This is a genomic window from Streptomyces sp. NPDC002788 (assembly GCF_053592115.1).
Map to the genome: position 1 here is coordinate 89,564 of NZ_JBSFVB010000001.1, position 25,490 is coordinate 115,053.

At 70.6% G+C, this 25,490-nt stretch carries 18 protein-coding genes; 3 read left to right on the forward strand and 15 right to left on the reverse strand.

Translation table 11 applies throughout. The features are described 5' to 3' along the window. Window positions 1-39: 39 nt before the first annotated feature. The 5 genes from ACWD1U_RS00420 to ACWD1U_RS00440 form a co-directional block, all read right to left on the reverse strand. The gene (locus tag ACWD1U_RS00420; RefSeq protein WP_451103450.1) at window positions 40-2,661 is read right to left on the reverse strand and encodes a carbohydrate-binding protein; all 2,622 of its coding nucleotides are present in this window, start codon (window positions 2,659-2,661) and stop codon (window positions 40-42) included. Between the two features lie 137 nt (window positions 2,662-2,798). Continuing rightward, complete coding sequence (locus ACWD1U_RS00425; protein WP_451103451.1) at window positions 2,799-3,881, reverse strand: LacI family DNA-binding transcriptional regulator; 1,083 nt, start codon at window positions 3,879-3,881, stop codon at window positions 2,799-2,801. A 54-nt stretch (window positions 3,882-3,935) separates the two neighbouring features. Continuing rightward, complete coding sequence (locus tag ACWD1U_RS00430) at window positions 3,936-5,285, reverse strand: ABC transporter substrate-binding protein (protein ID WP_451103452.1); 1,350 nt, start codon at window positions 5,283-5,285, stop codon at window positions 3,936-3,938. Window positions 5,286-5,341: 56 nt separating this feature from the next. Further along, the gene (locus ACWD1U_RS00435) at window positions 5,342-6,175 is read right to left on the reverse strand and encodes a carbohydrate ABC transporter permease (protein ID WP_451103453.1); all 834 of its coding nucleotides are present in this window, start codon (window positions 6,173-6,175) and stop codon (window positions 5,342-5,344) included. A gap of 14 nt (window positions 6,176-6,189) precedes the next feature. Continuing rightward, window positions 6,190-7,134, reverse strand: coding sequence for a carbohydrate ABC transporter permease (locus ACWD1U_RS00440; protein WP_451103454.1), 945 nt, complete (start codon window positions 7,132-7,134; stop codon window positions 6,190-6,192). A 1,004-nt stretch (window positions 7,135-8,138) separates the two neighbouring features. On the opposite strand from ACWD1U_RS00440, the gene ACWD1U_RS00445 reads away from it, so the two are divergent. Continuing rightward, window positions 8,139-8,807, forward strand: coding sequence for a hypothetical protein (locus ACWD1U_RS00445; RefSeq protein WP_451103455.1), 669 nt, complete (start codon window positions 8,139-8,141; stop codon window positions 8,805-8,807). Between the two features lie 26 nt (window positions 8,808-8,833). Here ACWD1U_RS00445 and ACWD1U_RS00450 read toward each other — a convergent pair whose 3' ends face one another. From ACWD1U_RS00450 to ACWD1U_RS00490, 9 genes are all read right to left on the reverse strand, one after another. After that, complete coding sequence (locus ACWD1U_RS00450) at window positions 8,834-10,360, reverse strand: NCS1 family nucleobase:cation symporter-1 (RefSeq protein WP_451103456.1); 1,527 nt, start codon at window positions 10,358-10,360, stop codon at window positions 8,834-8,836. A gap of 137 nt (window positions 10,361-10,497) precedes the next feature. Further along, window positions 10,498-11,520, reverse strand: coding sequence for a TIGR03842 family LLM class F420-dependent oxidoreductase (locus tag ACWD1U_RS00455; protein ID WP_451103457.1), 1,023 nt, complete (start codon window positions 11,518-11,520; stop codon window positions 10,498-10,500). A gap of 11 nt (window positions 11,521-11,531) precedes the next feature. Further along, window positions 11,532-12,935: a dihydropyrimidinase gene (gene hydA / locus ACWD1U_RS00460; RefSeq protein ID WP_451103458.1), complete on the reverse strand. Its 1,404-nt coding sequence runs from the start codon at window positions 12,933-12,935 to the stop codon at window positions 11,532-11,534. Window positions 12,936-13,038: 103 nt separating this feature from the next. Beyond that, window positions 13,039-13,881, reverse strand: a complete 843-nt coding sequence (locus ACWD1U_RS00465) for a nitrilase-related carbon-nitrogen hydrolase (RefSeq protein WP_451103459.1) — start codon at window positions 13,879-13,881, stop codon at window positions 13,039-13,041. 155 nt (window positions 13,882-14,036) lie between these two features. After that, window positions 14,037-15,602, reverse strand: a complete 1,566-nt coding sequence (locus ACWD1U_RS00470; RefSeq protein ID WP_451103460.1) for a PucR family transcriptional regulator — start codon at window positions 15,600-15,602, stop codon at window positions 14,037-14,039. Window positions 15,603-15,629: 27 nt separating this feature from the next. Next, window positions 15,630-16,916, reverse strand: coding sequence for an aspartate aminotransferase family protein (locus ACWD1U_RS00475; protein ID WP_451103461.1), 1,287 nt, complete (start codon window positions 16,914-16,916; stop codon window positions 15,630-15,632). After that, entirely contained in the window at window positions 16,913-17,755 is an 843-nt protein-coding gene (locus tag ACWD1U_RS00480; protein ID WP_451103462.1) for a nitrilase-related carbon-nitrogen hydrolase, read from the reverse strand. The genes ACWD1U_RS00475 and ACWD1U_RS00480 overlap by 4 nt, the downstream gene beginning before the upstream one ends. 169 nt (window positions 17,756-17,924) lie before the next feature. Then, complete coding sequence (locus ACWD1U_RS00485) at window positions 17,925-19,667, reverse strand: hypothetical protein (protein WP_451103463.1); 1,743 nt, start codon at window positions 19,665-19,667, stop codon at window positions 17,925-17,927. Between the two features lie 110 nt (window positions 19,668-19,777). Then, window positions 19,778-20,029, reverse strand: a complete 252-nt coding sequence (locus ACWD1U_RS00490; RefSeq protein WP_451103464.1) for a helix-turn-helix domain-containing protein — start codon at window positions 20,027-20,029, stop codon at window positions 19,778-19,780. 32 nt (window positions 20,030-20,061) lie between these two features. Between ACWD1U_RS00490 and map the strand changes: the two genes are divergently transcribed. Both map and ACWD1U_RS00500 read left to right on the forward strand, forming a co-directional pair. After that, the gene (gene map, locus ACWD1U_RS00495; protein WP_451103465.1) at window positions 20,062-20,829 is read left to right on the forward strand and encodes a type I methionyl aminopeptidase; all 768 of its coding nucleotides are present in this window, start codon (window positions 20,062-20,064) and stop codon (window positions 20,827-20,829) included. A 179-nt stretch (window positions 20,830-21,008) separates the two neighbouring features. Next, a complete protein-coding gene (locus tag ACWD1U_RS00500; RefSeq protein WP_451103466.1) occupies window positions 21,009-23,543 on the forward strand; it encodes an ATP-dependent Clp protease ATP-binding subunit in 2,535 nt (844 codons plus the stop codon). Between the two features lie 76 nt (window positions 23,544-23,619). Here ACWD1U_RS00500 and ggt read toward each other — a convergent pair whose 3' ends face one another. Beyond that, entirely contained in the window at window positions 23,620-25,425 is a 1,806-nt protein-coding gene (gene ggt, locus ACWD1U_RS00505) for a gamma-glutamyltransferase (RefSeq protein WP_451103467.1), read from the reverse strand. Between the last annotated feature and the right edge of the window lie 65 nt (window positions 25,426-25,490).

Sequence of the window (25,490 nt, forward strand, 5' to 3'; positions counted from 1 at the left end):
GGCCGCCGCCGAGCTCGGCGGCGGCCCTGAGGGGAACGGTCAGCCGTTCAGCCGGGCGACCTCGATGTAGTCGATGTCGGGTGCGTAGGAGGTGGAGTTGGAGATCTTCAGGGTGTTGGTTCCGGCGTTGAGGTCGACCATGGTGCCCAGCGACCAGAAGTCGCTCCAGCCGTAGGTGTTGCGGAAGGTCGACGTGGCCGGGGTGCCGCCGTTCACCGTCAGCTGGGCGGTGCGGGACTTGACGTTGGTGTTGTAGCTGCCGGTTCCCGACCGGTCGTTGTTGGCGTAGTGGATCACCACCGCGTACCGGCCCGCGGCCGGGGCGCTGATGTTGCCGAAGGTCAGCGTGTTGGCGCTGCCGTTGCCGATGTAACCGACGTTCTTGCCGCCGGAGCTCCACACGTTCGACTGGGTCCTGGCCGCGCCGGCCAGGGTGCCGCTCTCGGCCTCTATCTTGGTGACGCCGGTGGTGTCACCCGAGCCGGCCACCTTCAGGTCCCGCAGGGTGACCGTGGCGCCGCTGTTCGGGCTGACCTTGATCCGGTTGATGCCGGCCACCAGGTAGAGGCGGTTGCTCGCGGTGGCCGCCGCGCCGCTGGAGTTGGCCAGGGTGGCGACGGTGGTGCCGTTCAGGGCCAGGGCGGCCGTTCCGCCCGTGGAGGCGTAGTCGGTCTTCACGGTGTAGTAGCCGTTGGTGGGCGCGTAGGCGTCGAACGTGGTGCTGTCGCCGGAGTCCAGGACGACGGCGCCGGTCCCGGCCTCGCCCACGTCCGTGTACGACCAGCCGGGGGTGCCGCTGGTGTCGGCGAACGTGGCCTCGTACAGCGTCTCCGGGTTGCTCTGCGCGGCCGTCAGGTCGATCTTGTCGAGGGTCACGTCACCCACGCCGGTGCCCAGGGTGCTGTCGGACTTGGCGAGGGAGATGGTGTGGCTGCCCGCGCTCAGTGTCACCGGGACGGTGACCGTGGCGCGGTACTGCGAGTTCAGGGTGGACGGGTAGGTGACGAACTTGGGGTTGGCGCCGTCGATCCGCAGCGCCTGCTGGGCCGGGGTGCCGGTCTGGTTGCCGTAGAAGATCCGCAGGTTGTACGTGCCGGAGGACGGAGCGCTCACCGCGAAGTCGACCTTGCTGGTCGCCGCGCTGAGGCCGGTGACGTCCTTGGCGCCGGAGGCCGCGTACTTCTGGGCCTCGTTGTAGTTGGCGCCGTTGCCCTCGGTGGTGATCGTGCCGCTGGTGATGGTGCCGTTCTCGGCCTCGTACGAGGTGCTCTGCGGCACGGTGGGCGTGGCGGCGGTGCCGCCGCCGTTCGGGGTGACCGTGATGCGGTAGGCCGACATGCGGTTCAGGCCGGTCAGCGGCACGGTGATGGACCCGCTGGAGGGAGTGAAGGCGGCGCGGGAGATGGTCTGCGGCGGCGCGGACACGCCGTCGTAGCCGGACCAGTCCAGAGCCTGCACGGTGACCTCGACCTTGCTGCCGAAGGTGCTGCTCGGGATGTTGTTGATCACCACGTCGGTGTCGGTGGCGGATCCGCCGAGGACCACCTGGGCCTGCTTGCGGCCGGTGTCCAGCGAGGCCATGCCCTGGAGGGTGTCCTGGACGCTGGGCTGCGGCGGGGTCGCCTTGACTGTCTGCCCGGTCATTCCGGCGTACCAGCGCCAGAACCACCACGTGCCGTTGGGGCTGTTGGTGAGGGCCGTGTTGCCGTCCATGTTGCCGGCCGCGTCCCAGTAGGGCTGCTGTGCGTAGACCTTGGTGTCCTCGAACATCGTCGCCCACTGCACCATCTGGCCGGGCACGGACAGGTCGCGCCGGTTGGCGTACTCGTCGATGTTGACCGTGATCGGGCTGATGCCGCGTGCGCTCTCCAGGGAGCGGTACGTGGCGTAGTGACCGCGGTAGGAGGCGAGGGAGCCGGGGTCGAGCTCGTGCCAGGTGAACACGTCCGGCAGCTGGTTCTTGGACTTGGCGTAGGTCAGGAAGTCGCCGAAGAACTTGCTGTTCCAGGCGGCGGTGTTGGGCCCGCCTATCTTCGCGCCGGGGATGATGCTCCGGATCCGGTCGTAGACCGTACTCCAGTCGGAGTTGAACTTGTTCAGGGCGTTCTGGTAGGTGGTGGCGTCGCCGCTCTTGATGCCGGCGTACCAGATCCAGTCGGGCTCGTTGAAGGGGACGAAGACGACCTTGTCGGCGTACGAGGTCCCCTTGATCGCGTTGACCGCGCTGTCGACCTTGGTGAGGTAGTCGCTGAGGCCGAGGTTCTGGTACGGCCAGTCCGAGTACATGTCCTGGATGTTGGTGTACATCGTGCCGCCGCCGTTGCGGAAGAACGACGGGGCCACTTCCAGGATGTCCCCGTTGGGGTGCTGGGCACCGTTCGGGGGCTTCTGAGATCCGGTGGTGAGCTTCAGGGGCGCCAGCAGGTTGTCGCTGGGGACGCCGTCGTCGCTCTGTCCGTAGAGCGCGCCGTTCGAGCCGCGCAGGACGGTTCCGGTGGTCGTGCCGAGGTCGACGGTGAAGGTCTGGGTGGCGGCGGCCGCCGTCTGGGGCACGGCGAGGGCGGTGCCTACGAGGGCCGCGCAGGCCAGCAGTGCTCTGGTGAGGTGTGCTCTTCTTCGGCCGGGCGGCGCGGCGCCCGGCGTGCGGGTGTCGAGGGACATGGGAACCTGGCTTTCTCCTCCCGCGGCACTGCGGGAGGACGGATCGGGGGAACCGGGATGTTATCGCTCACATCCCCCGCGGACGGAGCGATGGGGGTGTCGGGGTGCCGGGGGCGGAAGGCCCCCGGGAGGGACGGTCAGGCGGGTCGGTGCGGCGCCGGTCCGGTGCTCTCCCGGACGATCAGTTCCGGTTCGTCCCACAGGGCGGGTGCCGGGGCGTTGTCCGGGTCGAGCAGCCGGTGCAGCATCCCGAAGGCGCCCCGCCCCAGCCCTTCGAAGTCGAGCCGTACGGTGGTCAGGGTGGGATGGGTGTACGCCGCGTACGGCGCGTCGTCGAAGCCCATGACACTGAGCTCGCCCGGCACGTCACGGCCCGCCTCCCGGGCCGCCCGCAGAACACCGAGCGCGAGATCGTCGTTGCCGCACAGCACGGCGGTGACCTGCGGGTCGGCGACCACACTGCGGGCGGCCAGATACCCGGATCGCGGGCTCCAGCCGCCTTCCAGCAGCTCGGGTACGGGGAGAGAGGCGGCGCCGAGCGCGTCCCGCCAGCCCTCGGCACGCTGCCCGACCCTGGTCGTCGAGGACGGGATCGTCATGTAGTGGACGGTGCGGTGGCCCAGGCCGAGCAGGTACCGGGTGGCCTGGGCCGCCGCCGTCCGGTCGTCGAGCCAGGCTTCCGGCCTGCCGCCCCTCTGCCCGGCCTCCTGCGGCCGCTCCACCACGGCGGCCGAGGGGAACTCGGCGGGCAACGCCCGCCAGACCCGTTCGCCGGGCGCGTTGAAGGCGATCACCAGGACGGGTTCCCCGGGGCGGGCGAGCCGCCCGGCGACGTCGTCCGGCGTCAACGAGGAGTTCTCGTCGAGGACGCTGACCGACACGGCGAAGCCCGCCGCGCGGGCCGCCTCCTCTATGCCCCGCAGGGCGAGGGAGGCGCCGTACAGGGTGGTGTCCGAGGTGAGCACGGTGACCGAGCGGACCACTCCCCCGGCCAGTGCCCGGGCGAGCCGGTTGGGCTTGTAACCGAGTTCGTCGATGACCTGCAGCACTCGTTCCCGGGTGGCCTTCCTGACCTTGGGGCTGCCGTTGACCACCCGGGAGACGGTCTGGTGGGAGACCCCGGCCGCCTTGGCGACGTCGAAGATGCTGACGGACCGCTGGCGGTCGGCGCCGTCATGGGACGGCTCCTCGTCAGGGCGGGCCGGGGTGTGGTTCTGCATGTCCGTTGAACTCCGTTTGGATCGTCGGTCGTGACGCCTGCTGCCGGAGGCTGCCTACTTGACGGCCGCGTTGGACTCCTCGTTGACGGAGTCCGCCGCCGCCTGGGGGGACTGCTGGCCCAGCCACACCTGGTTGAAGGCGTCCTGCACCTTGACGTTGTACGTGGCCGAGGATGTGGTCAGCGGATACCCGGCGGTCGTGCCCTCGGCCTCCTTGGAGAAGGCACTGACGTCCACACCCCGCTGCTTCCACACGGCCACGAAGTCCTTGTTGAGCGTGGGAATGCCCGGCCACACCGACCCCTCGGAGACGATGATCTTCTGGGACTCCTCGGACCCGAGCCACTTCACCAGTTCCCACGCCTCCTTCGGGTGCTTGCTGCCCGCGTACAGGGCGTTGCTGAGCCCGTTGTACACCGTGCCCTTCCCGACCGGGCCACTGGGCAGCTCGGCGACGCCGAAGTTGCCCTTCATCGAGCCCTGGTAGGCGTTGAGGTCCCAGCTGCCGTCCCACACCACGGCCGCCTGCTTACGGGCCAGCACCTGCGGCAGGGACGCCCCGTTCGGCGTGTTGGTGACGGAGGCCGGCACCGCGACGTGGTACTTCAGCCGCAGGTCCCGGATGAACTGGATGGCCTCCACGCAGGAGGGCTGGTTGATCGTCCACTTGCCCCACACCTTGTCCTGGAGCTTGCAGCCGTTCTGCAGGGCCGCGTTCCACCAGTCCGTCTGGCCGTTGGACGAACCGAGCGCGAGACCGTACTGCTTGACGTGCTTGCTGTCGAAGCCCTTCTCGTTCGGGTGCTTGCCGTTGACGTCGATGGTGAGCTTCTGCAGGGCCTTGACGAAGGTGCCGCCGTCGGTGGTGTTCCAGGACAGGCCGCCCAGCTCGTCCTGTGTCAGCCCCGCCTTCTTCAGCATGGTCTTGTTGTAGACCTGGGCGATGGTGTCCCAGTCCTTCGGCAGGCCGTACTGCTTGCCGTCCTGCTGCCAGCCCGCCAGGAGCTTGCTGTCGTAGATGGACGTGTCCAGCTTGTCGGCCTTGATGTACGGGGTGAGGTCGGCGAGGACGCCCTGCTGGGAGAACTGCGGGAAGTACGCCACGTGGTCCCAGAAGACGTCGGGCGCGGTGCGGCCGGCCATCTGGGTCTGCAGCTTGCTCCAGTACTGCGCCCAGGCGTTCAGCTCGATCTTGACCTTGATGTTCGGGTGCTGCTTTTCGAACGCGGCGATCGACTTCTTCAGCGCCGGCTCCTGGACCGCGTCCCAGATGGCGTACCGCAGGGTGACGGTGCCGCCGGAGGAGGCGGTGTCCGAGCCGGACGAGCCGCAGGCGGTGGTGAGGCAGAGCAGGACTGCGCCGGTGGCGGTGGCGGCCAGGGCTCTTCTGGAGGTTACGGACATGGTTGGGCGTCCCTTTCGGTGCGGGTGGTCCAGGCAGTGCGGGGTTGGAGGGCTGCTTACTTGAGGCCGGTGAGGGCGATGGAGCGGACGATGTGCCGTTGGAACAGGAGGAACACGGCGATCAGGGGCAGCAGGGCCAGCGCGGCTCCGGCCAGCACGATGTGCGGCAGGTCGGAGACGTGTTCGCCCTGGAGGGCGGCGATGCCGACGGTGACCACCCGGGTCCGGTCGCTGTTGGTGATGATCAGCGGCCAGATCAGGTTGTTCCAGGTGTTGACGAACGTGATGATCGCGAGCGTGGCGAGGATCGGACGGCTCAGCGGCAGCATGATCCGCACGAGGATGGTCCAGGTGCTCGCCCCGTCGATGCGGGCGGCGGCTTCCAGGTCCTTGGGCACGGTGCGGAAGTGCTGGCGTACCAGGAAGACGCCGTACGGGGTGCCGAAGACAGTGGGCAGGATCAGGCCCGCGTACGTGTCCACCATGCCCATTTCACGCATCATCAGGAACAGCGGTACGAGCGTGATCATCTGAGGCACCATCATGGTGGCGAGGTAGCCCCAGAAGAGCCAGTCGCGCCCCGGGAACTCCATCCGGGCGAGCGCGTACGCCGCCAGTGCGCTGAACACCACCTGCCCGGCGGTGACGAGGACCGCCACGACCAGGGTGTGCAGCAGGAAGGACGACATTCCGTACTGGTTCCACACGGCGGCGAAGTTGCCGGACGTGGCCGGATGCGCGGGGACCCAGGCCTCGGTGGACAGCAGGTCCGACGGCCGCTTGAGCGCGCCGTTCAGCGTCAGCAGGTACGGGGCGATCGACAGCAACGCTCCGGCGGCGAGGATCCCGTACAGCGTCGTTCTGCGGACGGCGGTGGAGAGAGAAGACATGGTCGTGGCCGTCCTCAGCTGAAGTCGTAGACGGTGCGCTTGCGGAAGTACAGGACCTGGACGGCCGTCACCAGCAGGATCACGGCGAACAGCAGCATCGCCAGCGCCGAGGCGTAGCCGCTGCGGAACAGCTGGAACGCCTGCTGGTAGATGTGGTAGTTCATCGTGTCCGTCGATCCGCCCGGCCCGCCCTGGGTCATCACGTAGACGGTGTCGAACATCTGGAACGACCCGATCGTGTTGGTCACCAGTACGAAGAACATCGAGGGGCGCAGCAGCGGCAGCGTGATCCGGAAGAAGCGCTGCACGGATCCCGCCCCGTCCAGGTCGGCCGCCTCGTAGAGCGATTCGGGGATCGCCTGGAGGCCCGCCAGCAGGAACAGCATGGTGTAGCCCGTGTACTGCCAGATGTTGACCGAGGCCAGCACCGGCATGGCCCAGCCGGTGGACGACAGCCACGCCGGGCCGTCCACGCCGAACAGGGCGAGGAACTGGTTGACCACGCCGTGCTGCGGGTCGAACGCCCAGCTCCAGACGATGCCGAGGGCCACCGGCATGGCCATCCACGGCAGGACGAACAGCACCCGGAACACCTTGCCGCCGCGCAGCTTCCGGTTCATCGCCAGGGCGAGCAGCAAGGCCAGCACGGTCTGTGCGGGGATGTTCAGCAGCACGTAGTACACGGTGTTGCGCATCGCGCGCCACACCTCGCTGTCGCCCATCATCTCGCGGTAGTTCGCCAGCCCGACGAAACGCGGGGTGCCCATCAGGTTCCAGTCGAAGAAGCTGATGACGACGACCCCGACGATCGGGGCGACCAGGAAGAGAACGAGCCCGGCGAGGCTCGGTGTGAGCAGCAGGTAGGCCTCGACGGCGGTGCGGATCCGGTCCCGCCCGGGTTGCCGACGGGGTGCGCCGATCCGGGAGTTGCGAATTTTGCCCCTCGGGGGAGAGGACACGGCGGTTGGGATGTTATCGATCACATTTACGCTCCGTCGGGCTCCTCGTCAGCGGTGGCGAGGGCAGTGAACAGGCAAAAGCGCTAAGAAGCAGGTGCCCGGCGAGGTGGGGCTCACAGGCGGCCGGCAGGCGAATGCGTCAGCGGCACGAGGAAGAGTGTTAGCGCTAACACCAGATCCGGTCAATGGTTGGTGGCTGGTTTTCTCCCACGCGGCAAGCGGGAGTGGTAGCCCACTCCGCGGCAATGGGATGTATCGAGGTGATTTATCCCGGAGGTCCAAAGGCATTCGTCTGCCCGGGGTCGCGCTCATGACGCCGCCGGAGCGGCGGTCACGGCAGCGAGCGGCACGGGTCTCGGGCGTGCGGACTCGTTCGGTGCGGCGGGCCTTCGCGCGGCGGGCTGCTCACACCCGTCGCCCACTGCCTGGTCCGAACGCGGTTCTCACGTGGTGACGCGGCAGCGCAGCCGCGGCAACCGCAGCCGGCCGCGGCCATGGCTCCTTGAGGGGCCTTGCACTATGAGCGCCCGATCGGGTCGCGTGGTCCGGTGCCGTGCGTCGCAAGGCGCCGGAGCGCCCTCGACGGGGGTACCCCCGCTCGAGCGGAGCCGAGAGCGAGAGAGGAGCCACGTGGGCGTTTCGGCAACGCAGCGAGGCGCGGCACCAGGCCGCGCGACCCGGGCGGGCACAGTACGAGGACCCCTTACGGGGGGCGCCGCTCAGGGCAGTCGTCTTGGGGTGACGAAGGCATGGATCAAGGCTGCGCAGCCCCGCCGCACCGGTGCAAACGGTATTCCCGCGCCTGTGCGCTCACGCGCCCGGCATGAAAACCGCCCACTCACCACCGAACCGACCGAAACCATAACCATCGACAGTGAGTCAACGTCACCGCGCAGGCACGGAGCGCGTTCGGACTTCCGCACCACAGGGAGTCATGTGAAACTGTCGTCCCGTCCGCCGTGCGGACCCGTTCCGCACCGTCCGTCCCCCACGAGAAGGGCGCCGTGCGTTCCCTACCCCTGCCTCTGGCCCTGACCGCACGCCTGTCACCGGTGGTCGTGCTCGCCACGGCGGGCTGGGCGCTGTCCTCCGGGCCGCTCGCCGCGCCGCAGGCCGCCGAGCACAAGCCGACCGTGGAGAAGACCGAGACCCGGTCCGCTTCCGCCCCCTCGACGTCGACCGTGTCGAAGGCGTACACGGCCGCCCCCGCCCCGTGTGAGAGCGTCGCCGAGCAGACGGTCGAGTCGTTGGTGCCGGGCGCCAAGACGGCCGGCAAGGAGATCCCGTCCACGGACTCCAAACTGCGCCGCACCTGCTCCTGGAACGCGCTCAAGGGCTACGACTACCGCTGGCTCGACGTGTCCTACGAGGTTCTGGAGTCGGACGAGGCGGCACAGAAGTCGTACCAGGAGCACACCGAGAAGAAGAGCGGCGGCGGGGCCGTCCCGGGTCTGGGCGACAGCGCGTACTCCGTCGTGAACCTCACCACCGAGGACAAGCAGGAGACCCGCGAGGGCGTCGTGGTCGCCCGCGCCTCCAACGCGCTGGTGACGGTCACCTACAACGGCAGCGACTTCGAGTCGAAGAAGGCGCCCGATACGGACACGATCAACAAGGGCGCCATCAAGGCGGCGAAGGAAGCGGTGGCCGCGCTGGAGGCCGAGAAGGGCTGATCGCCGTCCTCCAGCGCCGGTCCGCCTCAGACAACCGTGCGGTCACGGCCTCGCAGGGCCATCAGCAGCAGGTACAGCACCATCGACGTGCCCAGGCCCACCGCCCAGCCGTAGTCGGCCAGACCGGCCAGTGCCGGGATGGGGCGGCCGTCGATCAGCGGCTTGAAGCTCGCGCCGCCGACGGCGAGGACACCGCCGACCGCGAAGGCGGCGACGGCCCGCCAGTTCCAGCCGCTGTCGTACCAGTAGCGGCCGCCCGGGCGGTACAGGTCGGTGAGGTCCAGCCTGGCACGGCGCAGGACCCAGTAGTCGGCGATGAGGATGCCCGCGACGGTTCCGAGCAGGCCACCGACCAGGCCCAGCCAGGTGAAGATGTAGCCCTGCGGGTCCGAGTACAGCTTCCACGGGAAGATCAGCACACCGAGGACGCAGGTGGCGAGCGCACCGGCCCGGAAACTGATCCTGCGGGGCGCGATGTTGGAGAAGTCGAACGCCGGTGAGACCAGGTTGGCCGCCACGTTGACCGAGAGGGTCGCGACCAGGACGGTGACCAGCGCGAAGAGCAGGCCCACCGTGTTGTCGGTCTTGGCGGCGAGCTGCACCGGGTCCCAGATCGCCTCGCCGTAGACGGCCTGCGATCCCGAGGTGACCATCACCGAGAGGAACGCGAAGAGGGTCATCGTCGTGGGCAGACCCAGCGCCTGACCCCACGTCTGCGCCCTCTGGCTCTTGCCGTAGCGGGTGAAGTCGGGGATGTTCAGCGACAGCGTGGACCAGAAGCCGATCATGCCCATCAGGGCGGGTGCGAAGAGCTTCCAGAAGTCGGCGCCCCAGCCGAGCTTCGACGGCTGGTCGAACAGCGGCCCGAAACCGCCCGCCTTCTCGCTCATCCACCACAGCATCACGAACGCGCCGACGAGCACGAAGGGCGCCGCCCAGTTCTCGAAGCGGCGGATCGTCTCCATGCCCCGGTAGATGATGAGGACCTGCAGCGCCCAGAAGATCGCGAACGACAGCCACATCGTCCAGGCGTAGCCGCTGACCTTCGACGCGTCCGTCCAGCCGCTGCCGATGAGCTTTCCGGCCAGGAAGTAGATGGCCTCGCCGCCGATCCAGGTCTGGATGCCGAACCAGCCGCACGCCACCAGCGCGCGGACGACCGCGGGCAGGTTGGCCCCGCGGATGCCGAAGGAGGCCCGGGCGAAGACCGGGAAGGGTATGCCGTACTTCGGCCCCGCGTGGCCGGTGAGCAGCATCGGTATCAGCACGATCACATTGGCCAGGGCGATGGTGAACACCGCCTGCTTCCAGTCCATGCCGACGGCGATGAGCCCGGAGGCCAGGGTCCAGGAGGCCGTGTTGTGGGCCATGCCGACCCACAGTGCGGAGAAGTTGTACGTGGTCCAGGTGCGTCCCGAGACGGGGACCGGAAGCAGGTCCTCGTTGGCGTAGGGACCGCTCGGCGCGGGGGCGCCCGGGGCGATCTCCACCCGGCCGTCGGCGAGGGTGACTTGGGCGGTCGGCGGTGTGGCCGTGGGAGCGGTATCGGTCATGGGCCGGGCCAATCAGGGGAGATGGGACGGGAAAGGCCATGCGGGTGGCGCCGATGGGGGGTGCGCTCGGGAGCGTCCTGCGCCCCCTTCCCGATCCGCGGGGAAGGGGGAGATCAATGGGGGCGGTGCGGAGGTGCTCAGCCGTTGACCGCCGGGATCACCCGCGATCCGTAGGCGTCGATCACGGCCTCCTGCGCGTCGTGCATGTCGTAGACGGCGAACTGGTCCACGCCGAGGGCCCGCAGCGCGTTCAGCTTCTCGATGTGCTTCTCGACCGGTCCGATCAGGCAGAACCGGTCGACGATCTCGTCGGGCACGAACTCGGCGTCGGGGTTGCCGCTGCGCCCGTGGTGGGAGTAGTCGTAGCCCTGGCGGGCCCTGATGTACTCGGTGAGTGCGTCGGGCACCTGGGAGGAGTGCTCGCCGTACTTGGAGACGAGGTCGGCGACGTGGTTGCCGACCATGCCGCCGAACCACCGGCACTGCTCGCGCGCGTGGGCGAGCGCCTCGGGCGAGTCGTCCTCGGTGACGTAGGCCGGAGCGGCCACGCAGATGGTCACCTCGTCAGGGTCCCGTCCGGCGGCGACGGCCGCGTCCTTGACGGCCTTGACCATGTACTGGGTGAGATACAGGTCGGCGAGCTGGAGGATGAACCCGTCCGCCTCCTCACCGGCCATCATCAGCGCCTTGGGCCCGTACGCGGCCATCCACACGGGCAGTTCGGCGTCCGGCTTGATCCACGGGAACCGGACGACGGCGCCGCCGCCGAGGTCGGCCTCCTGCCCGCTGCCGAGGGCCCGGATGACCTTCATGGCCTCGCTGATCCGGGCCAGCGTGTTGGGCTTGCGGCCGGCCACCCGCATCGCGGAGTCGCCGCGGCCGATGCCGCAGACCGTGCGGTTGCCGAACATGTCGTTGAGGGTGGCGAAGGTGGAGGCGGTGACCTCCCAGGTGCGGGTGCCCGGGTTGGTCACCATCGGCCCGACCTTCAGCTTCGTGGTGTTGGCCAGGATCTGGCTGTAGATCACGAAGGGCTCCTGCCACAGCACGGCGGAGTCGAAGGTCCAGCCGTGCGAGAAGCCGTTCCGTTCCGCGCGTTTCATCAGGCTGATCACCCGCGAGGCCGGCGGGTCGGTCTGCAGGACGAGTCCGAAGTCCATCTGCGCCACTCCTAGTTGAGGTACTGACAGGTGGAACGCGGGGTGAAGACGCCGTGCCCGGCGTGCCCGGTGTACTCCCGCTCGGTGATGACGGGTTCGCCGCGCGAGAGGACCGTCTCGACCCGGCCGGTGACGCGTTTGCCCTCGTACGCCGAGTAGTCGACGTTCATGTGGTGCGTCTCGGCCGACATGACCTGCTCGGCGTGCGGGTCGTAGATGACGACGTCGGCGTCGGCGCCCGGCGCGATGGTGCCCTTCTTCGGGTACAGGCCGAACATCCGGGCCGGGGTGGCACAGGCGATCTCGATCCAGCGGCGGCGCGAGATGTGCCCGTCGAGGACCGCCTGGTGGAGCAGATCCATACGGTTCTCCACGCCCGGCAGGCCGTTGGGGATCTTGGAGAAGTCGCCGCGGCCGAGTTCCTTCTGGCCGACGAAACAGAAGGGGCAGTGGTCGGTGGAGACGACCTGGAGGTCGTTCGTCCGCAGGCCCTGCCAGAGCTTCGCCTGATGTTCGCGTGGCCTCAGCGGGGTGCTGCACACGTACTTCGCGCCCTCGAAGTCCGGTTCGGCAAGGTTGTCGGTGGACAGGAACAGGTACTGCGGGCACGTCTCGCCGAAGACGTTCAGCCCCTCGTCGCGGGCCCGGGCCAGTTCGGCGACCGCCTCCATGGCCGAGACGTGCACGACGTACAGGGGCGCGCCCGCGACCTGGGCCAGCTTGATGGCGCGGTGCGTGGCCTCCGCCTCCAGCAGGGCCTTGCGGACCTCGCCGTGGTAGCGCGGATCGGTCTCGCCGCGGGCCAGGGCCTGCTCGACCAGGACGTCGATCGCGATGCCGTTCTCGGCATGCATCATGATCAGGCCGCCGTTGTCGGCGGAGCGCTGCATGGCGCGCAGGATCTGGCCGTCGTCGCTGTAGAAGACGCCCGGGTAGGCCATGAACTGCTTGAAGGAGGTGACGCCCTCCTCGACCAGGTTGTCCATCTCCTTGAGCGTGTGCTCGTTGACGTCGGAGACGATCATGTGGAAGCCGTAGTCGATGGCGCAGTTGCCGTCGGCCTTGGCGTGCCAGGTGTCGAGGCCCTCGCGCAGAGCGTGGCCGACGCTCTGCACGGCGAAGTCGATGATCGTCGTGGTGCCGCCCCAGGCGGCGGCGCGGGTGCCGGTCTCGAAGGTGTCGGAGGCGAAGGTGCCGCCGAAGGGCAGCTCCATGTGGGTGTGGGCGTCGACGCCGCCGGGGATGACGTACTTTCCGGTGGCGTCGATCGTCCGCTCCGCGGTGAAGGCCTCTGCCGCGGGGGTGCCGGAGGTCGCGAGGGCGGCGATGCGGCCGTCCTCGATCATGACGTCGGCGTGCAGTTCGTCGGAGGCGGTGATGACCAGGCCACCTCGGATGACGGTTCGGGTGCTCATGCTGTGTCGCTCCTCGCCGTGTTGACGTGCCGGTTGTCTGTGGCTGGTCGCGCGCTCGCGGCGTCAGCCGCACATCGAACGCTCCCCCGCGCCCCTGGGTTGCTCAGGGTGCTGTCAGCGGCCCGTACGCGCCCGGTGCCCGGTCCCTGTAGAACTGCCAGCGGTCCCGGACCTCGCGGAGTTTGGCCATGTCGAGGTCGCGGACGACCAGCTCCGTCTCCTTGTCGCTCGCGACCTCGCCGACGAACTGGGCCTCCGGATCGACGAAGTACGAGGTCCCGTAGAAGTCGTTGTCGCCGTACTCCTCCACCCCGACCCGGTTGATCGCGCCGACGAAGTACTCGTTGGCGACCGCCGCCGCCGGCTGCTCCAGCTGCCAGAGGTAGCCGGACAGGCCGCGCGAGGTGGCCGAGGGGTTGAAGACGATCTCGGCGCCCGCGAGGCCGAGGGCGCGCCAGCCCTCGGGGAAGTGGCGGTCGTAGCAGATGTAGACGCCGACCTTGCCGACGGCGGTCTCGAAGACCGGCCAGCCGGTGTTGCCCGGGCGGAAGTAGAACTTCTCCCAGAAGCCCTTCACCTGCGGGATGTGGGTCTTGCGGTACTTGCCGAGGTAGGAGCCGTCCGCGTCGATCACGGCGGCGGTGTTGTAGAGGACGCCGGGCTGCTCCTCCTCGTACATCGGCAGCACCAGGACGATGCCCAGCTCCTTGGCCAGGGCCTGGAAGCGGCGGACGATCGGGCCCTCGGGGATCTGCTCGGCGTACTCGTAGAAGGCCGGGTCCTGGACCTGACAGAAGTACGGTCCGTAGAACAGCTCCTGGAAGCACAGGACCTGGGCGCCCTGCGCGGCCGCGTCGCGGGCCGCCTGCTCGTGGACCTGGATCATCGATTCCTTGTCGCCCGTCCAGGCGGTCTGGAAGACGGCTGCACGGATCACTCGGCTCATCGGGACCTCCGGTCGCTCGGTGTGCGGCGAGCCTAGGAAGTCCGGAAGCAGGCTTTGAGTTGCACCGTGTCACGTCTACGGGCGCGCGGCGTGCCACCGTGTCACTCTGTCGTGGGCCCATGTTTCACCGCCGTTTTCCCAGGTGGTCACGTGTTTCACTGCTGTTGCGCGTCGTGCGCGAGGAGTGCGATGTGCACCGAGGCGGCCTGCTCGAAGTCGTCCAGGTCCACCCCCAGGCGGACCTGTATGGCCTCCAGGCGGCGGTAGAGGGCCGGCCGGGAGACGTGGTGGAGCTGCGCGGTGCGGGACTTGTTGCGGCCGGTGGCGAGGTAGGTACGCAATACGGCCAGCAGGTCCTCGTCGGTCGCGCACAGCAGCCCGTCCAGTTCCCGTTCCGCGAAGGACTGCACGTGCGGGTCGTCGCGCAGCAGGCGGATCAGGCCCCGCAGGTGGACGTCCTTCAGGCGGACGACCGGCGGAAGGTCGAGGGCCGCCGCGGAGTCGGCGACGGCGTCCGCGACGTGCTGGGCCTCGCGCAGGCCCGCGGGGACGTCGTCCCAGACGGCCCGCGGGTCGGCTGCGGCGACGACCGTGCGGGGCGGGCCGGACTCCGTCCGCAGCCGGGTCGCGAAGTGCGCGGCGAGGGCGCCCGCGTCCTGGTCGCGGGCGAGGCTGAGCAGCACCGCGGTGAACCCGTCGGCCAGCTCGGCGACCAGGCCGGGCAGGCCCAGCAGGCGCAGCAGCCGTTCGAGCCGGGCGGGGTCGCCGTCGCGGACGACGAGGGGCACGAAGACCCGCCGGTTGACCGGCAGGCCGGCGGCACGCGCCCGGGGCAGCAGTTGCCGTGCCGGGACGACGCCGCTGACCAGGTCGGTCAGCAGGCTCTGCGCGGACTGCTCCTCCCAGGAGCACGCGGCGCCGCCGCCGAGCATGCGGTGCAGGACGAGGGCCTCGGCGGCGCGGTCGGCCAGCAGCCGCCCGGTCGCGGTGTCGCCGCGGTAACCGCACAGCACGATCCGGCCCCACCGCTCCCCGCGCCCGCCCAGCTCGGCCCTGATCCAGCCGTCGCCCTCGGTGCCGCCGGCCTGGCGGGCGATGCGCTCCCAGTCGCGCAGCACGTCGTCGACCGCGGCCCGCTCCCCCGCCGTGCCGAGGACGCGGTGGGCGAGGTTGGTGACGACGACCGGGCAGGCGCTGTGCCGGGCGACCTCGTCGAGCAGGCGCTGCAGCGGGGCGCCCGCGGTGATGAGGGAGGTGAGTTCCGTGCGGACGGCCTCGGAGAGGCTGATGGCGGCGAATTTGCGCCGCACGAGCCGCGACTGGACCTCCTCGGTCAGCTCGGCGAAGGGGAAGGGCCGGTGCAGCACGACCATCGGCAGCCCGCAGCGCTCGGCGGCCCGGCGCATCACGGCCGGCGCGGCGGGGAAGGCGCGGCCGAGTCCGAGGACGACGGCCGCGGCCTCCGCGCGGTGCAGCGACCGGACGTACTCGGCCTGCTTGTCCTCGTCACCCGCGAGCAGCACGCCGGTGGTGAGGACCATCTCGCCACCGCTCAGCATCACCCCGACGTCGGCGGCCTCGGCGACGTGCACCCAGCGGACCGGCCGGTCGAGATGGCTCGCCCCGGCCACCACCTCGGGCTCCCCGGCGAGCACCCGCTCCAGGCTGAGGACCTGCCGGACCGACAGGGCCGGTTCCAGGGAATCCGCGGTGATGGCCATGGTGACGTTCCCTTGCTCAGTTCACTGCTACTGGATGCTCCTCAGAGCGTTCTCGAGGATCGCGGCGCCTTCCTCGGCCTCCGCGACGTTGAGGGACAGCGGCGGGGCGACGCGCAGCGAGCTGGTGTTGTGGCCGCCGCCCTTGCCGATCAGCAGGCCGCCCTCGCGAGCCGCCTCCAGCACGGCCGCTGCGGCCTTCGGGTCGGCCACGTCGGTCCCCGGTTCGGTGATCTCGATGCCGATCATCAGCCCGCGTCCACGGACCTCGCGTACGGCCGGGACCTGCGCGGCGGCGGCCCGCAACCGCTCGATGAGCATGCCGCCGACGCGCCGGGCGTTGCCCTGGAGATCGTGTTCCAGCAGGTAGTTGAGGTTGGCGAGGCCCGCCGCCATGGTGATCTGAGTGCCGCCGAACGTGGAGATGCTGTTGGAGTCCAGGCAGTTCATGATCTCGGCGCGGGCGACGACCCCGCCGATGGACATGCCGTTGCCGATGCCCTTGGCGAAGGTCATGAGGTCGGGCGGCCCGTTCCGGCCGTGGGCCTGCCAGCCCCAGAAGTGCTCGCCCGTGCGGCCCCAGCCGGTCTGCACCTCGTCGGCGATCCACAGAATGCCGCGTTCGTGCAGCACGTCCCGGAAGGCCGCGTACAGCCCGTCGGGCGGGGACGTGAAGCCGCCGACCCCCTGGACGGGCTCGGCGATCAGCGCGGCCGGCGGGCGGGTGTGGCCGAGCAGGTCCTTCAGGTCGTCGACGCAGGCCTCGATGAAGGCGGCGTCGCTGAGGGAGGCGTAGGGGCCGCGGGTGCGCACGCCGCCGTGGACGTACAGCGTCTGCAGCGGGGACAGCGAGGTCGGGGACCAGCCGCTGTTGCCGGTGATGCCGACGGAACTGAAGGAGCGTCCGTGGTAGCTGTTGCGCATCGCCAGGATCGTGTTGCTGCGCCGGTACGTCGTGGCCAGCAGCAGGGCGGTGTCGTTGGCCTCGGTCCCGGAGGTGGTGAAGAAGACGCGGGCGTCCGGGATCCCGCTCAACTGGGCGATGCGCTCGGCGAGTTCGACCATCGGGCGGTTGAGGTAGAGGGTCGAGGAGTGGATGATCCGCCCGGCCTGCTCGCTCACCGCCTTGGTCACCTCGGGCAGCGCGTGCGCGGTCATGGTGGTGAGGATGCCGCCGAAGAAGTCGAGGTAGCGGTTGCCCTGGGCGTCCCAGACGTGGCGGCCCTCGCCGTGGGTGATCTCGAGGGGCTCCTCGTAGTAGAGGGCGAGCCAGTCCGGGAGCACAGCCCGGTGGCGGCCCAGGAGGTCCTTAGTCACGGCTGCACCAGCCCTTCGTAGGCGTCGGGGCGGCGGTCGCGGTAGAACGCCCACTGCTGCCGCACTTCTTCGATGAGGTCGAGGTCGATGTCCCGGACCACGAGCTCCTCCTTGCTGTCGCTGGCGACGTCCCCCACGAACTGCCCGCGGGGGTCGACGAAGTAGCTCGTGCCGTAGAAGTCGTTGTCGCCGTACTCCTCCTGGCCGACACGGTTGATCGCGGCGATGTAGTACCCGTTGGCGACGGCCGCCGCGGGCTGCTCCAGCCGCCACAGGTGGGACGACAGGCTCCGGTGGGTGGCGGAGGGGTTGTAGACCAGCTGGGCCCCGGCCAGGCCGAGTTGCCGCCAGCCCTCCGGGAAGTGGCGGTCGTAGCAGATGTAGACGCCGACCTTGCCGGCGGCCGTCTCGAACACGGGCCAGCCGAGGTTGCCGGGCTTGAAGTAGAACTTCTCGCGGAAGCCCTTGAGCTGCGGGATGTGGTGCTTGCGGTACTTGCCGAGGTAGGTGCCGTCGGCGTCGATCACGGCTGCGGTGTTGTAGTAGAAGCCGGGCTGCTCCGCCTCGAACACCGGCGCGACGATCACCATGCCGGTCTCGCGTGCGAGCGCCTGCATCCGCCGCACGGTCGGCCCGTCGGGGACGGGCTCGGCCCAGCGGTAGTGCTCGGGCTCCTCGACCTGACAGAAGTAGGGGCTGTTGAAGACTTCCTGGAAACCGATGATCTTCGCGCCCCGGCGGGCCGCCTCGCGGGCGTGCTCCTCGTGTTTCGCCACCATGGACTCGGTGTCGCCGGTCCAGGTGGCCTGGACCAGGGCGGCACGTACGACGTTGGCCATGAGCTGCTCCTTCGACGCGACGTCTGCGCCTCTACGCCCGTAGAAGCGGGCGTAGAGCCACGAACGTAAGCCTCCGGCACGGGCTTGCCAAGACCATCGTGGCCAACCCGCGGGGTGGAGCGCGATTCGCACTCCGGTGGGTGAGTCGCCGGGGGCACGACGTGGCCGGTCAGACGGGGTGCCCGGCGACCCGGAGGGCGTGCACGAGGTCCCGGCGGCGTTCGACCGACACGCCCTGGGCGGCCTGGAGCAGGAGCGGGACGAGATGCCGCGGGCCGGGCTCGGCGCTGCGGGCGGCCTCCTCGGGGGTACGGGACCTCACATAGGTGTCGAGCAGTGCGCGCACCTCGCGGTGACGGCCCTCGGCGAGCAGTCCGAGCACGGCCTCGCCGACCTCGCCCGGAGGGCGTGCGACCCCCTGCCGCAGCATCTGCCGCCCGTCTCCCGCACGCCCGGCCGCGACCAGGGCGTCCGCGGCGGCGACCAACCGCCCGGCCGGCAAGGAGGCGGCCTCCCACAGCAGGGTCTGCCAGTCGGCCTCCAGTCCGGCGTGGTGCAGGTGCTCAGCGAACAGCGGGAACCGGGCGGGATCCCCGTAGGCGGCCTCCGCCAGCAGGGCATGGGCCTCCCCGCTGCGGCCCTCGCTCCGCAGCCGCGCCAGTGCCTCGACGGTCCGCACGACCTCCGCGCGGTCCCCCGCACCGACCGCGCATGCCTCGGGCGCCGGGCGCTCCGGCACCACCTTCTCAGCGGCCCCGGCGAACCGAGCGCCGCGCGGTGTACGGCCGGTGGCGGGGGCGGGCGCCGGGAGTGCCGGCACACCGTCGGTCGGTACGGCGAGGGGTGCGGATTCCTCCTCGCCCAGTCCGGCGAAGCGTGCGCCACCACGACGACGTTTGCGCTGTACGGGGGCGGAGGGCCGGGGCGCCGCGGGCTCGGGGGCCGGCCGGGGCGGGGCCGGGGCGGCGGGCGCGTCGGGCGTGCCACCGGCGGCGGCCTCCCGGGGGAAGACCCGGCTCACCGGATGCTCGCGGGCCTGGTCCCCGGGCTCCGCGCTGGGGGCCCCGTCCCAGGTGCCGTACCCACCGGCGGAGCCGGTCACGGCTGACGGCGACTCGGTGCGGGGCCACGGCATGGCGGGCGCCCCGGGCCCAGGCGGATCACCGGCAGCCGAAGGCGTACGGACCCTGCCCGATGCCGGCCCGTCAGCCCCGTAACCACCGGCCCCTGCTTGCCGGCCCCCTGCCCCACCGCCCACCGCACGACCCGCGCCGGCCGGCAGCCCGCCTCCGAACGCGGGCGTGCGATCCGCCGTCCCGGCCCCCGGGACACGCGGGGCTTGCCCCGGCACCGCGCCCCCCAGCCGCTCCCCGTCACTCCACGCCCTCGGGGACACCGCCTGCTGCAGGCGGTCCAGGTGAGCCATCCGTGCGCGCAGCTCCGCACACCGCGCGCTCGCGCGTTCGTGGTCGTCGCGGGCCCAGGCGAGGTCCAGGCGCAGCGCATCGGCCTGTTCGCGGGTGGAGGCCGAGGTCAGCTGGCGGGCCAGGGCGGCCTGGCGTTCCGCGGCGTACTTCTGTTCGCGGAGCATGACGTCGAGGCGGTCGCCGAGGGCGTCGCGCCCCCCGGGCCGGGTGTCGTACGCGGCGAGCGCGGCGGCGTGCAGGGAGCGGGCGCGTTCCGTCTCCGGGTCCACTCCCCCCGGGCCGTACTGCCCGGCGAGGTCGCGCAGCAGCGCCTCCACCACGTCCCAGGGCGGCATCTCATGCCCGTCTAGGCAGGCCCGCATGCCCTCCGGGTCGCGCTGCCAGAACACCGCGTACCAGCCGCCGGACGGGTCGAGACGTGCCAGCAGGCCGTCCAGGTAGTTCGCGAACTCCCGCACCGCGGCCGGGAGTCGGTCAGCCGTCATCGCACAACTCCCGCCAGACCGGAGCACTCCGCCCCGTAGGCAACACCAGTCGTGTTACAGCGGTGCTACGGGGAGTTTTCACGCAGGGAGCAGGACCCTCCGTGGCCGCGTCAGACCGGTGTCGGCACGCACTGCCCTGCCAGCTCGTCCATCGAGAGCCCGAGCACGCCGGCCAGTGCGGCCACCGTGAAGAAGGCCGGGGTCGGGGCCCGTCCGGTCTCGATCTTCCGGAGGGTCTCCGCGGAGACGCCCGCGCGGGCCGCGATCTCCGTCATGCTCCGGTCGCCACGCGCTTCGCGCAGCAGCTTGCCCAGCCGCTCGCCGCGTTCGCGCTCTTCGGGGGTGAGAGGGGTGCGTACCATGCCCCCATTCTAATACCGGTATAGTAATTGGCATGGTTGAGCTGAAGACCGATACATCGATCGATGCCATGTACGAGGCGGGCCAGGTCGTCGCCCGCGCACTGACGGCCGCACGGCAGGCCGCCGGCGTGGGCGTCTCCCTGCTGGAACTGGACGCGGTGGCGCACGGCGTACTGCGCGAGGCGGGCGCGACCTCGCCGTTCCTGGGGTACCGGCCGTCCTTCGCGCCGACCCCCTTCCCCGCCGTCCTCTGCGTCTCGGTGAACGACGCGATCGTGCACGGCATCCCGACCCGCTACCGGCTGCGCGACGGCGACCTGGTCTCCATCGACTTCGGCGCCGAACTGGGCGGCTGGGTCGGCGACTCGGCGCTCAGCTTCATCGTGGGCACCCCGCGCCCGGCCGACCTGCGCCTGATCGAGACCGCCGAGCGGGCCCTCGCGGCCGGCATCGAGGCCGCCGTGGTCGGCAACCGCATCGGCGACATCGCCCACGCGATCGGCACGGTCTGCCGTACCGCGGGCTACGGCATCCCCGACGGTTTCGGCGGCCACGGCATCGGCCGCCGGATGCACGAGGACCCCTCGGTACCGAACGAGGGCCGCCCGGGGCGCGGGATGCGGCTGAGGCACGGCATGGTGCTGGCGATCGAACCCATGGTCGTCGCGGGCGGCACGGACACCTTCCACGCGGCCCCCGACGGCTGGACCCTGAAGACCGACGACGGCTCCCGCGCGGCCCACGCGGAGCACACGGTGGCGATCACGGAGTCGGGACCGAGGATCCTGACCGCTCGCTGAAGCCCGCCGGGATTGCCCGGGTGCGCCCCGAAGGTGCCCCTCGTCGGCGATCGTGCGAAGGTGTTCTACGAGCGCGCCCCAGGTGTAACGGGCTGCCGCCCGGGTTACCCGACCCCGGCACGTCGACCAGCGAGGGCGTCCCCCGCCCGGGCGCCGGGGACGCCGGGAACGGAAGGCCCATGAGCAGCGGCTTCACCAGCCCGGAGGGCTACGGCTCGGACCCCTTCGGAGAATTCCTCGCACGCTTCTTCGGCGGACCGCGTCCGGGGCCCCGGCAGATCGATCTCGGGCGGCTGCTGAGTCAGCCGGCCCGGGAGCTCGTCCGCGGCGCCGCCCAGTACGCCGCCGAGCACGGCAGCCGGGACCTCGACACCCAGCATCTGCTGCGGGCGGCGCTCGCCACCGAGCCCACCCGGACCCTGCTCAGCAAGGCCGGCGCGAACCCCGACTCGCTGGCATCGCAGATCGACGAACGGTCGGGCCCGGCCCAGCACACGCCGAAGGACGCCCCGCCGCCCACCGCGCTCTCCCTCACCCCGGCCGCCAAGCGGGCCCTGCTGGACGCCCACGACATGGCCCGGGCCCGGGGCTACGGCTACATCGGCCCGGAGCACGTGCTGAGCGCCCTGGCCTCGAACCCGGACTCGGCGGCCGGGCACATCCTGAACGCGGCCCGTTTCGCCCCCACCGAACCGCCCGAGGCGCCGGAGGTCCCCCAGGCCGAGCGGCCTCGCCCGACGAACACGCCGACCCTCGACAAGTACGGCCGTGACCTCACCGAGCTGGCCCGGCAGGGCCGCATCGACCCGGTGATCGGCCGGGACCAGGAGATCGAGCAGACCGTCGAGGTCCTCTCCCGCCGCGGCAAGAACAACCCGGTGCTGATCGGTGACGCGGGAGTCGGCAAGACCGCCATCGTGGAGGGGCTCGCGCAGCGCATCTCCGAGGCGGACGTGCCCGACGTGCTGATCGGGCGCCGCGTGGTCGCCCTGGACCTGACCGGCGTGGTCGCGGGCACCCGCTACCGGGGTGACTTCGAGGAGCGGATGAACAACATCGTGGGCGAGATCCGCGCCCACTCCGACCAGCTGATCATTTTCATCGACGAGCTCCACACCGTGGTGGGCGCCGGTGCCGGGGGCGGCGACGGCGGCTCCATGGACGCGGGCAACATTCTCAAGCCGGCCCTCGCCCGGGGCGAACTGCACATCGTGGGCGCCACCACACTGGAGGAGTACCGCCGGATCGAGAAGGACGCGGCGCTGGCCCGCCGCTTCCAGCCGATCATGGTGCCGGAGCCGACCCCCGCGGACGCGATCGAGATCCTGCGCGGCCTCCAGGACCGCTACGAGGCCCACCACCAGGTCCGCTACACCGACGAGGCACTGGTCGCCGCCGTGGAGCTGTCGGACCGCTATCTGAGCGACCGACGGCTGCCCGACAAGGCCATCGACCTGATCGACCAGGCCGGTGCCCGGGTGCGGCTGCGGGCCCGGACCAAGGGCACGGACGTGCGGGCCATGGAGCGGGAGCTGGAGCAGCTGACCCGGGACAAGGACCAGGCGGTCGCGGACGAACAGTACGAGCAGGCCACCCGGTTGCGCGACCGGATCGTGGAGCTGAAGCAGCGGATCACCGAGGCCGGTGGCGACGGCGAGGTCGACGAGGGCCAGGACCTGGTGGTCGGGGCCGAGTCGATCGCCGAGGTGGTGTCCCGGCAGACCGGCATCCCGGTCAGCAGCCTCACCCAGGAGGAGAAGGACCGCCTGCTGGCCCTGGAGGAGCACCTGCACCAGCGGGTCGTCGGCCAGGACGAGGCCGTCCGGGTCGTCTCGGACGCGGTACTGCGCTCCCGCGCCGGGCTCGCGTCCCCCGACCGGCCGATCGGCAGCTTCCTGTTCCTCGGCCCCACGGGTGTCGGCAAGACCGAACTGGCCCGGGCGCTCGCCGAGGCCCTGTTCGGCAGCGAGGACCGCATGGTGCGGCTCGACATGAGCGAGTACCAGGAGCGCCACACCGTCAGCCGCCTGATCGGCGCCCCGCCCGGCTACGTCGGCCACGAGGAAGCGGGCCAGCTCACGGAGGTCGTCCGCCGCCACCCGTACTCGCTGCTGTTGCTCGACGAGGTCGAGAAGGCGCACCCGGACGTCTTCAACATCCTGCTCCAGGTGCTCGACGACGGCCGGCTGACCGACTCCCAGGGCCGCACGGTGGACTTCACCAACACGGTCATCGTGATGACCAGCAACCTCGGCTCCGAGGCGATCACCCGCCGCGGCGCCACCCTGGGCTTCGCGTCGGGCGGCGCCGACGCGGACGAGGAGGCCCGCCGCGAGCAGATCCTGCGGCCGTTGCGCGAGCACTTCCGCCCGGAGTTCCTCAACCGCATCGACGAGATCGTCGTCTTCCGTCAGCTCTCCACGGAACAGCTGCGCCAGATCACCAACCTCCTGCTGGACCGCACCCGCTCCCTCGTCCAGGACAAGGGCCTCACGGTCACCTTCACGGACCGAGCGGTGGAGTGGCTGGCCGAACGCGGCTACCAGCCCGAGTACGGCGCCCGCCCGCTGCGCCGCACGATCCAGCGCGAGGTGGACAACGAGCTGTCCCGGCTGCTGCTGGACGGCAGGGTCACGGAGGGCGGCGGGGTGACGGTGGACGTGGAGGACGGCCGCTTGGCCTTCCGAACGCAGGGTTCGGCAACGCCCTCATGAGGGCAGGAGGCTGTACGCATGTGCGGCTCCGCCGTGTGGGGGCGGCGGGCCGCCCCCACACGGCGGCACACAGCACTCAGCGCACAGGCCGCACCACCATCGCCGACCCGCCACCCCGCCGTTCGGTCTCGGCGGCTGCCAGCCACTTCCCGCCCGGCAACCGCTGAACACCTGTCGCCGCGCCGATCTCAGGGTTCGCCTTGAAGGAGTGCCCGATCGCTTCGAGCCGCTTCCTCAACTCGACGTCCTCATACAGCCCGGGCTCAAGCTCGGTCTGCGCAGCGTTCCGCTGACTGGCCCGAGGCGCCGCGATCGCGTCGACGAGCGGCATCCCCCGGTCGAGGAACCCGACAAGCGTCTGCAGGACTGTCGTGATGATCGTCGCCCCGCCCGGTGATCCCAGCGCCACCACGGGCTTGCCCTGCCGGTCGAGCACGATCGTCGGCGACATCGAAGACCGGGGCCGCTTCCCCGGGCCCGGCAGGTTCGGGTCGTGCACGGCCGGATTCGCGGGGGTGAAGGAGAAGTCCGTCAACTCGTTGTTGAGGATGAAGCCCCGCCCGGGGACGGTGATCCCGCTGCCACCGGTCTGCTCGATCGTGAGGGTGTAGGCGACGACGTTGCCCCACTTGTCGGCCACGGTCAGGTGTGTCGTGCTGTCACCCTCGTACGTCGTGGGAGCGGCCGTGCCGCCGGCGCCGCACGGCTTCGGGTTCCGCGGATCGCCGGGCGCCACCGGGCTGGTCAGCACCGCGTCGTCCTTGATCAGGCAGGCCCGCGAGTCGGCGAACCGCTGCGACAGCAGCTCCTTCGTCGGCACGTCCTCGAACGCGGGGTCGCCCACCCACCGTCCCCGGTCCGCGAACGCGATCCGGCTCGCCTCGATGAACCGGTGCAGGTACTTCGCCTCGCTCGCCTTCGACAGGTCGGTCCGCTCAAGGATGTTGAGCGCCTCACCCACCGTCGTGCCGCCGGAGGAGGACGGCGCCATGGAGTAGACGCCGAAGCCGCGGTACGAGGTCCTGGTCGGCGCCTGGAGCTTGGTGCGATAGGCGGCCAGGTCCCTCACGGACAGGTCGCCGGGGCGGGCGTTCCAGCCCGAGCCGGGGTCCACCGGCGGCTTGTTGACCGTGTCCACGATGTCCCGGCCGAGTGACCCGTGGTAGATCGCGCCGACACCCTTGCGTCCCAACTCTGCGTAGGTGCGGGCGAGATCTGGGTTCTTGAAGGTGGAGCCCACGACCGGCAGCCGTCCCCCCGGCAGGAACAGCTCCGCGGTGTCCGGGAAGTACCGGAACCGGGTTTCGTTGGACGCCGTCTGCGCGCGGAAGGTCTTGTCGACCGTGAAGCCGTCGCGGGCGAGCCGCTCGGCCGGCTTCAGGACACTGGAGAGCCGCTTGCTGCCCCACCGGTCCAGCGCCGTCTGCCAGGTGGCGGGCGTGCCCGGCGTGCCGACACTGAGACCGCTGCTGACGGCCTGGGCGAAGGGGATCGGCTTGCCGTTCTCGACGAACAGGTTCTTGCCGGCGCTCAGCGGTGCGGTCTCGCGGCCGTCGATGGTGCGCACCTTGCGGGACTCGGCGTCGTAGTAGACGAAGTAGCCGCCCCCGCCGATGCCTGCGGAGTAGGGCTCGGTGACGCCGAGCGCGGCGGCCGTGGCGACGGCCGCGTCGACGGCGTTGCCGCCCTTCCTCAGGACCTCGATCCCGGCGGCGGAGGCGTCGGGATCGACGCTCGACACGGCGCCGCCATAGCCGACGGCCAGGGGTGTCTTCTCACCCCCGGAGTTGTGCGCGGTGGGTGGCGCAGCCGCCCCCATCGAAGCCACCACGGCGGCCGAAACCGCCAGGACCGTCAGATTCCGTGCCACAGGGCGACGCATCCGCACCTCCAGTCAAAGGCCGTCCGCGCAGCTTAATTCATGACCATGGCCACGTCAGGCAGGCG